Source organism: Vibrio makurazakiensis (assembly GCF_050337375.1).
GTDB lineage: Bacteria > Pseudomonadota > Gammaproteobacteria > Enterobacterales > Vibrionaceae > Vibrio > Vibrio makurazakiensis.
The window spans coordinates 1-4733 of record NZ_JAKJSW010000273.1; the positions used below are offsets into that span (position 1 = coordinate 1).

General features: G+C 42.5%; 5 protein-coding genes. 1 reads left to right on the forward strand and 4 read right to left on the reverse strand.

Features of this window, described 5'->3' with window-relative positions; all coding sequences use genetic code 11:
- Positions 1 to 48 precede the first annotated feature (48 nt).
- Positions 49 to 1692, forward strand: coding sequence for a methyl-accepting chemotaxis protein (locus L4C33_RS19740; RefSeq protein ID WP_428814108.1), 1644 nt, complete (start codon positions 49 to 51; stop codon positions 1690 to 1692).
- Between the two features lie 158 nt (positions 1693 to 1850).
- Here the strand turns inward: L4C33_RS19740 and L4C33_RS19745 are convergent, their stop codons facing one another.
- The 4 genes from L4C33_RS19745 to L4C33_RS19760 form a co-directional block, all read right to left on the reverse strand.
- Complete coding sequence (locus tag L4C33_RS19745) at positions 1851 to 2726, reverse strand: lipase secretion chaperone (protein ID WP_428814109.1); 876 nt, start codon at positions 2724 to 2726, stop codon at positions 1851 to 1853.
- An 18-nt stretch (positions 2727 to 2744) separates the two neighbouring features.
- Positions 2745 to 3659, reverse strand: coding sequence for an esterase/lipase family protein (locus L4C33_RS19750; protein ID WP_428814112.1), 915 nt, complete (start codon positions 3657 to 3659; stop codon positions 2745 to 2747).
- A 285-nt stretch (positions 3660 to 3944) separates the two neighbouring features.
- The gene (locus tag L4C33_RS19755; RefSeq protein WP_428814110.1) at positions 3945 to 4292 is read right to left on the reverse strand and encodes a hypothetical protein; all 348 of its coding nucleotides are present in this window, start codon (positions 4290 to 4292) and stop codon (positions 3945 to 3947) included.
- 9 nt (positions 4293 to 4301) lie between these two features.
- Positions 4302 to 4733 (reverse strand): proprotein convertase P-domain-containing protein (locus tag L4C33_RS19760; protein WP_428814111.1); only part of this gene is annotated, 432 nt, incomplete at its 5' end.

Below are 4733 nucleotides of genomic sequence, written 5' to 3' on the forward strand. Positions count from 1 at the left end.
CATTAAAACACCATAATGATAATAATTCTCAACAAAGAGGCTTAACCCATGCGCCAACTACTCAGTGGCTTATCGATTAAAGTTCAAATTTTAGTTCCCGTTTTATTTTCTATCGTACTGCTTGTTGCGGGAGTCACCATAGGTGGAGAGAAACTAGAGCATGCATTTCAGGAAGTTAGCGTAGCGACTGAGGATCTAATCGTTCACAAAGAAGAACTCAGTGAAATTGTAGACAACAGCTACGGCATGAGAATTAAAGCGATATATAGCTTATTCAACCCAGAAGACGTAAAAACGTTAGTAGATACTCTTACGCAGAAACAATCAGACAATACCCGCTTACTTAACTCAATTAATACCGTTGAAGGTATGCAAGAAGAAGTACAAGCGATGCGTCGAGCTATGGATCATTACGTGAGTTTCTCTCGCAATACGATGCTGCCTCTACTGAACATCAAACACCACGAGCAATACCCTGCACCGGATTTTGAAGCACAATACCAAATGGCTTCAGCGCAATACCGTGATGCGGGAAACCAAATGGTGAATGCAATCAACAACCTGTCAAAAGAGCTTAACCGCATTGCTATTGATGAAATTGCCGTCAACGGCGAAAAGCACAGCTCTACATTAACTTCAGCGACAATTGGATTACTGATTATCCTTTCTATTGCTTTACTGAGTAGCTGGGTATTAGCTGGCATTATTGTTAAGCCAATCCGTGACTTACAAAGTACCATGCGTGAAGTTGCCAAAGGCAACCTGCATGTTAAAGCTAAAGAAGAAGGCAAAAACGAGATTACTGAACTCGCACACGATGTGAATGTAACCGTTAGTCAGTTGCAAGACACTGTCGGTTCTTTAATGCGAATCAGTGTAGAGGTCGCGTCTGCATCTACAGAGCTTGCGGCAGTAATGACACAATCGAGCGCAAACTCAGATCAAGAGAAGCAAGAAGTAGAACAAGTAGCTTCTGCTGTGAATCAACTAGAAAGTACAGCGACTCACGTTAACGAGAATGCAGTAAACGCAGATTCAGCATCGAAACAAGCAGACCTGATGACAACTCGTAGCCTTGAGTTGTTCCAACAAAACAACCAAGCTAATGAAAAAATGGCGGTTCAACTGGGAGATGCGGCTCAAGTAGTCAGCAACCTTCAAGAGCAGTCAGAGAAAATTGGTAACGTGATTGAAGTAATTCAGAGTATCTCAGAACAAACCAACTTACTTGCTTTGAACGCGGCTATTGAAGCGGCACGAGCAGGTGAAAGTGGTCGCGGCTTTGCTGTTGTTGCTGATGAAGTTCGTATGCTAGCAGCACGCACTCAAGACTCAACTAAAGAGATCCAGGTTATTATTGAAGGGCTACAAAGCCAGTCAAGCAGCGCAAACGAAAGCATGACTAACTCTTTAGATATGCTAAAACAAAATCAACAACTTGCGGGCGAAGTGAATGAGTCTTTATCCAGTATTGCTGGCTCTATGAATGATATGACTGAGATTAACWCTCAGGTCGCATCAGCAGCAGAGGAACAAAGCCAGGTGACCGCAGACATCAACCGTAATATCACCAACATTTATGAGCTAGTAAGCCAAAATGTAACGGGCATTACACAAGCGGCAGCAGCGAGTCATGAGTTATCAGATCTCGCTGAACGTCAGAAGCAGCAACTGAACTACTTTAAAATTTAGAACTCGCCTAGTGCAATCTAGATGAAACGAATAAAAAGGGCGGAAACCAAGTTGGTTTCCGCCCTTTTTTATGTCACGTTTTTTTAAGTATCCTATCGCCACATAAACCGTATGAAGGACAACTACAGCTCAATGGCTGGCATACTAAGCGATTCTCTTTACAAAGAAGCGTCGTGGATACGTTCTAATGCCTGCACTCTTTTTAATTGTTGTGCTGAAAATGTACTACTACGAAGTGAGGCTATAAGCTCAGTTTTAAGCTCGGGGCTTAAGCTAGGATCATCCAGAATACTCACCCTGCTTTCTAAGTATTCATTCAAATCTGTGTCAAACTTCTGCCTTTTCTCATCTAGCTCATCTAACCGCTCGACCGCTTCCTCGTCCACAAGTTGAGCTCTACTCAAGTATCTTTCTTGCTCGCTCAGAGATTCGGTCTGTGTGAGCTGATTCAGAAGGGTAAGGTTTTTCTGACTTTCTTGTACATATTCAGGCTGTTGTGCCAGCATGCTTTGCCATTGTTGCTGGAATTCTTCGGTATCTAACCCATCTTCCTGTAAACGCAACTTTTCTAAGGCAAGCTCTCTCATTCGGTTATCATGCTCAAACAACAATGCCTGCTCTTCTGCTGTAAAAAATTGTAATTGCAAAGCCAATAATTGATGATGAATATCCATTAGTTCGTTCAGCCCTAATGAAGAATAGCCCGAAGGTACATCAACGCCTTTCAAGGCAGCTTTGTAAGCGGCGTACTTAGCGAACAGCTCAGGAGTTATCTGAGAGTTCGGATTCGATTTTTGGAAATTTGATACATTGTTCTCAACACTTTCTAGCTCTAACTCCACTAAGCCTGACATGAAGTATTCCATTGTATCTTTGGCTGAACTCTCATCGATTTCCGTATCCTTTTGAGAATCTACTTTCATCGAAGATAATGATTCACTTACCTGATCAGGTTGCGAACTCGATAAATAAAAGACCGCGCCCGTCATTACCGAGGCAATCAAGAATGTAAATAACAGCGTGGTCTTTTTCATAATGTCACCAATTTAGAATTACAAACCCGCAAGCTTCAAGCGGTTTGCGTGCTGACGGTAAAGTGTTGCAGGGTCGGTTTCAAATAGATGATGGATGCCCAACAACCCGTTGATCTCATCTAGATGATTCATTTTGTAGTCGTCACCAATCACTTTTCCTAAGTGAGCGCTGCACACCCCAACGAGCCCATCGCTTGGGCCATCAAAAGCAAGTCCAAGGATCGTCATGGCACCATCGGTAGGATCGAGAAGATTAGTAAAAGTGGATGATCCTGTCCATGAGTAGTAATACACACCATTAGCAGCTTGCCACTCACCATCACCACATTTAGAGGTAGGAACACCTTCAGGGTAATACTGATTAAACTCTAATGAGCCTTCGGTCGTCAGTGCATCAAGCGATGCTAGTGGATCTTGCTCTAAGTCAGATCCGCCAGAAAGTAAGTTAATTAAGGTTGTTAGCCCCCCAGCCAATTTAACTGCAATCGCTTCTGCTGGTGAACCTTCTTCAACATTACCTCGAACTAAATCAGCTACTTTAGACCCTTTGTGAACACCGCCAATACTCGTTACCGATGCGACTAGATCTGGTCGAACTGAAGCAACATACCTCGCGGTTGGCCCACCATGACTATGGCCGACCAAATTGATTTTCTCAGCCCCTGTTGCAGCTAACAATGTTTCAACTTGAGACAATAATTGTTCCCCTCGCACTTCAGAGCTATTGGTCGCAGAGACCTGCGCAACATAAACACTCGCACCATCTTTCGTCAGTACTTCAGGTATGCCATAGAAATAATCCATACCAGCCAGTGAATCGAACCCAAATAACCCATGAACCAAAACAATCGGATATTTCGTTTCTGTATAACCGCTTTGCTCTAAAGCAGAAGTGCTCGCCCCGGCATGCACATTCAAACTAGAAATGTACAATGCAACTAAGATAACTATCTTTTTCAACGTCTTTCTCCTTAAACACATTAGACCTCGGATGAGAAAAACAACGTAGAAGATTATTTTGGAAAGGCACAATCAACAAAGTCAATTTCGTGAACCAACTTTAATATTCAACAGAAGTGTTAAACATAATTATTCCTACTTACTAAATTAGAATTAACTTATTCATTTATATTGATATTTTCCTGTTTAAAACAAGGGAAAATAAAAAAGCGCCCCCATTAAGGAAGCGCTTTTATCGTTATTTATTATTCGTATTCACTATTGAGAATAAGGTTCACGTTGAGGTGACTCTTCTACGTAATCAACAAAGCTTTCGCCACTAAGTTCTGCCATTACTTGCACGTCAGACACCACGAGGAGAACTCGCCGATTTTGCATGTGATCAAGTATTTCAATTCCATGCTCCGTCATATATTGAGAGGCCTTCTCTTCGCCCCCTTTAAGGTACTTAACGTAATATCGATGAGAAATCGTTGTCTCATCTTGTGTTTGAACGACGTCTTCAGTGGTTAACTTGTTTGCCCTAACCTTAGAGTTAATACCATAAATGGCGACCATAGTTAGCGTAAACGCAAAGAACGATTTAAAAACTAATTTGCTTTTCATCCGTCTTCTCTACTGAAAATTTAAACCCCAACTCACCAGCTTCCCTGTGTCTTGAGCTCCACTATCAACCACACTCAGAACCCACTCACCTTGTGAATCAAACCCCGTGAAATCAACGCTATAAGAGGTGCTGATATTCGCCTGCCCGCCTCCAGTGTTGCTGTGTAATACAACTTGCCCACCACTAGCAGAGGTAAGCACGACTTTAAGATCGCCGATATAGGTATGCTCGATATTAAGATCAATGCTCACCTGACCAGAATCTCCCACTCGTAATACATCAATCGAGCTATTAATCCCTAAAGCCGAATTATCTGGGATAACAACCTGATCATTATTAGTGTAACTCGCCTCACTTCCTGTATCAGTAGAAGAGTCGGTGCCATTATGTTTCGCTAATAGCGTCGCGCCTTCGTAGGCTGCATAGCCGTAGACTAAAAC

What these genes read in the sequence shown, in the direction of transcription:
- L4C33_RS19745 (WP_428814109.1), bottom strand. Translation starts at nt 2,726, where the DNA reads ATGAAAAAGACCACGCTGTTATTTACATTCTTGATTGCCTCGGTAATG.
- L4C33_RS19755 (WP_428814110.1), bottom strand. Translation starts at nt 4,292, where the DNA reads ATGAAAAGCAAATTAGTTTTTAAATCGTTCTTTGCGTTTACGCTAACT.